This window comes from Halomonas sp. (genome assembly GCF_052095695.1).
In the GTDB taxonomy this organism is placed as follows: Bacteria; Pseudomonadota; Gammaproteobacteria; order Pseudomonadales; family Halomonadaceae; genus Vreelandella.
The window spans coordinates 56476-62621 of sequence record NZ_JBQDLQ010000012.1; the positions used below are offsets into that span (position 1 = coordinate 56476).

Below are 6146 nucleotides of genomic sequence, written 5' to 3' on the forward strand. Positions count from 1 at the left end.
AATATTGATAAAAATTAATTTATCTCTTGATTATTGTTTTTAATATATGCTCAAAAAGCGTTATAGCATCAACCACAAAACATTAAAAACCACATTCTCAATATTTACCACTTAGCCAAAAAAAACACCTTCAAGGCTTAAGTTTATCTACAATCGGCCGTTAACAACTAATGGTAGTAAAAAAAACCTAGGGAACCATAACATAGTCAGAGTATAGCGCTGCCCCATACACAGCGGATCTACTACTGGCCAATACGTCGAGGCAACAAATGAAGAAACTTTCTCGTCTTTCACTGACGCAGAAACTCCTGACGGCGGTCGCCATTCCGCTCTTGGTGGTGGCCATTATTCTGGGCATTGTCGTCAATCAACAGCTTAATCAAGCTATTCCAGAGCTGCTAGACAATGCCGGTGAGCGGCAAGTAGAAGCGCGCGCTGACGAAGTCAGCCGTTGGATTACCGGATACCGCAACTGGATAGCTGTGCTCGCGAAGGATGAGCGCCTGGCCGAGGACGTACCGCTTACAACGCATCTCGAATGGCTCGAAAAGCGCTACCCACCAGGTGGCACCATCGAATCATTGTTCTTTTCGGATGCCTCAGGTGCCACGTTGACGCATGCAGGCGTCAAACTGGAGATTGCAGAACGGCCTTATTTTAAAACGCTGGTAACAGATGGGGCTCAGGACAGCCTCCTCGGCGACCCAGTTATCTCTATGATTAGCGGTCTACCAACGGCCATTGTCGCCGATACCGTGTTCGACGAACGCGGCAATAGGGCCGGTTTGCTCGGTATGACGGTGTCGATGGCCGCCGTTTCAGACATTACCTCAGGCATTAATGTGGGTGAAGGCAGCTATGGCTGGTTAATCGACAGCCAGGGGCAGGTTATTGCCCACCCGGTTGAAGAGTATCGCATGTCACTCAATTACACCGATGCGGATCGAGAGGGCTATGAAGGGTTGGATGCACTCAGCCAACAGATACTCAGCGGCACAGCCGGTTCCGGTGAAATCACAATGCCTAGTGGAGAGCACACAGTGCTCATGTGGAGTCCCGTGGAAGGCACCTCATGGGTCGTTGGAGTCACAGTCCCCGTTGCTGCATTTACCACTGTGACCAATAGCCTTTTAAAGTCGTTACTACTAACGGGTGGGCTATTGCTAATAATATTATTAGTGGTCGTTGCTTACGCAGCGCGGCGCGCCCTAGCGCCTATCAAACACACAGCCAGCGCTATGGCCGACATTGCGCAAGGTAAAGGTGACTTAACGCGCCGTTTAGATGTAAAAACCCAAGATGAAATTGGTGATCTCGCTCGTGGTTTTAATGCTTTTGTAGAGCGCATGCAGGTAACTCTTCAGGAAGTACGCCAAAACGCTCGCACGGTACTATCCGATGCCAGCAATATGGCCGATGGTACCCAAGAGCTTTCCTCGCGCACTGAGCAAGCAGCGGCAAACCTTCAGCAGACCTCAGCGTCAATGGAGGAAATTCACTCTACGGTAGCGCATACTTCTCAAGCATCTGAGCAGGCGAATGGTCTTGCACTAGAGGCAGCTAATGCCTCTGAGCGCGGCACCGAGTCGATGAGCCAGATGGAAGCTAAAATGGTTGCGATCAGTGATTCGGCCAACAAAATCAGCGATATTATTGGCCTAATTGACTCGATTGCCTTTCAAACCAATATATTGGCTCTCAATGCATCGGTAGAGGCAGCCCGCGCTGGAGAACAAGGCAGAGGCTTTGCCGTCGTTGCCAGTGAAGTACGCACCCTAGCCAGCCGATCAGCTTCTGCGGCTCATGATATTCGTGCGTTGATTGATATGTCTGTTAGTCATTCACGAGAGGGCGGCAACATCGTTAAGGCCGCAGCTGAGCGTATGCAAGAAATTCGCCAGAGTGTTACTCAGGTGTCTGACGTAATCGCAGAGATTGCGGCAGGCGCACGCGAACAAACCACCGGCATTCAACAGGTCAATACAGCGGTTGCAGAGATGGACATGATGACACAGCAGAATGCCGCCATGGTCAGCCAAAGTGCCAACCTGGCCGCTAATATGCGCGATAACGCGCGCAGCCTGGATCAGTTAATGGGTGAATTTGTGCTCAATGAGGTAGACGACTCAAACACCGCATTGCCCTACGTAGCATCGCACACAGCAACAGGCTCTGCATTACCTCAAACGTCTAATCGCCATACCCAGCGTGGCCATCAAAAACATGAAGTGGCAGAATGGGAAGAGTTCTAACGGCCCCAATCAATAACACGACAAGGCACCCAACTGGGTGCCTTTTTTCGTCACGCTAGCTAGCTTTCAAGCAAGCCTCATTCCATGTGTAACAGCGTATAAAGCGCTTCGCTAGCATGGCGCTCATCGCGCTCATCTACACTGCCCACTCTCATTTCACGATCATTGTCGTACACCACAAAAATACGCTCATGGTCTAACACCGCCAACCCTTCTGCCTTATGCTCAAACTCAAGAGGCATACCGTCCAGCCCATGTATCAAGGCAGGCGGCTCGCCAGTGTAGAGACTGTCTAGCTCCATTACCCATAGATAACCACCGATACGCTCCACGTTATCGATTTCTGTTTCAAAACTGGTCATCAGATAGAGCCGATGATGGTAGGGATCATATTCAAGGCTCGATAAACCGCACGCAACGGTGACGTCTTCATGTTGAGTCGGCTCAAACGCATATATTTCGCGCATCTCGTCGATAAATTCGAGATTGCCAGACGCACTTACCACGTAATGGGCCCCGACCACACGACTCACGTAGGAAAAGTCATCGTGTCGCTGCCCTTGCTCGCGCACCCCAAAAAGCAGCAACCCATCGCCCTGCTCGCTCGGCACCGCGGCTAGCCCTTCAATCTTATAGTAGGGAAAACCAATCGCCTGATTGAGCTTACGGCGCAATTCCAGCGAACCTTCAACACCGTCACGCGGGTCAGGGTCAACGGCCTGCACTTTATCCGGCTCACCGAGTGGCCAGATAAGCAAATGGTTATAGGCGTTCAGGTCGTGGGTAGCATCGTCAATGCGGTCAAAACCGGTCGTGGCCAATACGTGTTTGCCATCGGCGGTTAACGCAAAATCTTCGTACTTAACCGCACGCTTAATAAGCGGCGTCGTAAAGTACTCTAGCTGTGAATCATCAGGCCCTTCTGCCGTCATCGGCAGCGAAAACACTGCGGAGCGATGCTCACCAGGAATCGGCTTGTCACTGGCTAGCAGTAATCGCTCACCGTCGTACACAACGGCTGACACTTCTGCGTTGGCGAGCTGGCCCTGCTCATCACGCAGGCCAACGGGAAAACAGTGAATACTGCCCTGCTGCACAACTCTGGCGTTCATGCGCTCTTTCTGCATCGTTAAGCTCCTTAGTGGGATCTCTATAACAGACAGCGCTAGTGCTAGAAAACTCCATGATTGCAAAAGGCATGTTTTCAGCGAGATGGATGCGCCGCAGATCATTTGATCGCTCACCAGCGCCAATGCTAGGCCCCCAAGGAAAGGGGGCCTAGCATGCTTTATTCCTGGGAATCTCGCTTACGGATGGTATAAAACATGGCAATAAGCTTATTGATATCTTCCGTCACCAGAAAATCATTGGGTTCCACTATCCAGAAGCTTGTTGCCTCTTGATCACCGGGTACAATTCCGACAAGCCCTAGATTGCCATCCTGATTCATAAAAATAGTCAGCGCTCGATCCGGCGCCTCCAACTCAATCGTTTCCTGTGCATCAGCAGATGAGATAACGCTTTGCCGAAAGGTGTCCGGGGCCGTGACCAACTGCCCTACCAGCAGTGTTGGCACCCCAAAATCGGTAGTAAAAAGCAGCCCGTCAGACGCGAATAAATCAGGGTTGGAAAGCGTTACCTCTTGATCATTCCAATCAATCGGCATATCGAATACGTAAGGTACGTCCCAATCTACCCCGTCGGATGCATTAGTCGACAAAGGCTCAACATCGAAAAACTCAGCTAGACCTGCTCCCTGCTCTTCCAAAGCCGCCTGTTTGCTCTCCAGCCATTCATCCCTGGCAGACTGCAAAGCGGCAAATTCAGGCCCCTCCTCATTTATCTGCTGGAAGGTAAATGCGACTTCGAACGGCACGCCATGAATCATCACAAACTGTTCGGGCGTTTCGAATCGAAGCCCAGCAGTAGGGTTGTCAGGGCTTGTCGCCTGCTGGGACTCGAAATCGAAATCGTAATGTAGCGGTTCTTCCTGCGCTTCCATATAGATATCAGCTGTGCGACTCTCTCGATCAAACCTGATCCAGGCGCGCTCCATGCTCGCTTCAATCTCGGCCAGTATGGAATCCGCCATGGGGCTCGCTTCTACCGCTTCTATCGAGTCCACGGCATATACGCCTGATTGAGGTATTTCCGAGGGGCCAGCCAGTACCTTGCCCATCAAGGCCATCAACAGAAAGGGGGCAACAATCAATCGTTTCATAGTTCACTATCCATGTTTTGACTAGTTTTTGGCACTGCTGAGCATCAAGTACGCTTCAGAAATGAATTACCGATACTCAGCTTGGAAGCATTTGAAATCATGGCTCTACCTTGGCACTGCTGGAGGCCGTAATAATCTCGCCGCCATGATCGGTCTTGCAGCCCAGGTACGCCGTGGGCTTACCATCGTGGTTAGAGTGGCTGGAGCCTTCAATAATGGTGGCGCCGCAGCCGGTTTTATCACCCACCCGCGCCACGGGCTTGCCCTCAACAAAAGAGGGCGAACCGGAGACGATTTCCGTGGTGCCGTGCCCCTGGATGGGACAGCTGTGTAGATCACCTTGGCGGGCAACGGATTTCATCGGCAGATTTCCCACTGGCCATCGCGGCGGATGAAGTAAGGTCTTACTCTGCTTGAAACATCATCCTCTTGAACATGGTTAAACCTTATCGGGACTTGAACTCCTTCAGTTGTTAGCCAAGCCACACGATTATCTGCTCCTAAGTTCAACGTCATCGGCTCGTCAGGAAAAGCGTTCAATTGGTAAAGGTCTGGGCTATCAAAATACATGGTGTAACTGAACCGATCTCGCACGTAGGCTTCCGGCGTATCCGAGGCTAACGCCAACTCCTCGGTTCTGTTCGATGCGGCGTCCAACAAAGCTTCATTATCGCCCTCCGCAAACAACGCATGTAGCCGATGATATTCGCGGGTCAGGCTATCGCGGGTAGCGTCGTTGTCTTGTAGAATATCGCCCTCTTCCCAGCACCAGGTGGGCATCGGCTGGCGATTAGTGAAGTTAACTTCTAGCGTATCGTTGTCTTCATAGCGACTAAAGCGAATGCCATTTTGCAGTGGCTGCAAAGGCGCATCAGGGTCTGTTGACACTATCTCGGGCTTGGCGTCTTCCACGCCAGGCATCATAAGTACTTCAAAGGCGGTGCTGGCTTCAGTGTTGGGATTTTGACCAGGCTTCCAATACAGCAGTGATACGCGTAGCTCATGTTCAGCCTCATATTCAAGCGGCCATGTATATAATTTGACGGTATTCTTGCCATTCTTTATGTACTGAGAGACCGGCAACCGTGTATCGAGGTTACTCGGTGTACCAGAAAAATTAAGCATAATGTCTTGTACGTCAATTGAGGATGCTAATCCATTCACGCTCCAGCGTACGCCAAACTGGTACTCTGTTTCTTGTGCCATTAAGGGCGCACTGATTAGCATCAGCGCAACAATCCAGAAGTAAGAAGTTACCCATTTTTTCATTCTGTTTTATACCTTCAGCAACTCGATAAACTAACGCGATGCACTAAAGCTCAACTTTGGCACTGCTCGATGCGGTAATAATCTCGCCGCCGTGATCAGTTTTACAGCCCAGGTAGGCGGTGGGCTTACCATCGTGGTTAGAGTGGCTGGAGCCTTCGATAATGGTGGCGCCGCAACCAGTTTTGTCACCCACCCGCGCTACGGGCTGGCCCCCTACTTTAGAGGGCGAGCCGGTGACAATTTCCGTGGTGCCGTGCCCCTGGATGGGGCAGCTGTGTAGATCACCTTGGCGGGCAACGGGTTTCATCGGCAGATTTCCCACTGGCCATCGCGGCGGATGAAGTAAGGCCTTACTCTGCTTGAAACATCATCCTCTTGAACATGGTTAAACCTTATCGGGACTT

At 51.2% G+C, this 6146-nt stretch carries 6 protein-coding genes; 1 reads left to right on the top strand and 5 read right to left on the bottom strand.

The features are described 5' to 3' along the window. Positions 1 to 269 precede the first annotated feature (269 nt). Positions 270 to 2252, top strand: a complete 1983-nt coding sequence (locus tag ACTH5D_RS04135; RefSeq protein WP_441668621.1) for a methyl-accepting chemotaxis protein — start codon at positions 270 to 272, stop codon at positions 2250 to 2252. 77 nt (positions 2253 to 2329) lie between these two features. On the opposite strand, the gene ACTH5D_RS04140 is transcribed toward ACTH5D_RS04135, so the two are convergent. The 5 genes from ACTH5D_RS04140 to ACTH5D_RS04160 form a co-directional block, all read right to left on the bottom strand. Then, the gene (locus ACTH5D_RS04140; RefSeq protein WP_441668623.1) at positions 2330 to 3379 is read right to left on the bottom strand and encodes a hypothetical protein; all 1050 of its coding nucleotides are present in this window, start codon (positions 3377 to 3379) and stop codon (positions 2330 to 2332) included. Positions 3380 to 3540: 161 nt separating this feature from the next. Next, on the bottom strand, positions 3541 to 4473 hold the full coding sequence (locus ACTH5D_RS04145; protein WP_441668625.1) for a hypothetical protein: 933 nt from the start codon (positions 4471 to 4473) through the stop codon (positions 3541 to 3543). Positions 4474 to 4570: 97 nt separating this feature from the next. Then, complete coding sequence (locus ACTH5D_RS04150) at positions 4571 to 4834, bottom strand: PAAR domain-containing protein (RefSeq protein WP_441668627.1); 264 nt, start codon at positions 4832 to 4834, stop codon at positions 4571 to 4573. Next, positions 4831 to 5742, bottom strand: coding sequence for a hypothetical protein (locus ACTH5D_RS04155; protein WP_441668629.1), 912 nt, complete (start codon positions 5740 to 5742; stop codon positions 4831 to 4833). The genes ACTH5D_RS04150 and ACTH5D_RS04155 overlap by 4 nt, the downstream gene beginning before the upstream one ends. Before the next feature lie 43 nt (positions 5743 to 5785). Continuing rightward, positions 5786 to 6049 carry a PAAR domain-containing protein gene (locus ACTH5D_RS04160; protein ID WP_441668631.1) on the bottom strand — a complete coding sequence of 88 codons (264 nt, stop codon included), beginning with the start codon at positions 6047 to 6049 and terminating at the stop codon, positions 5786 to 5788. Between the last annotated feature and the right edge of the window lie 97 nt (positions 6050 to 6146).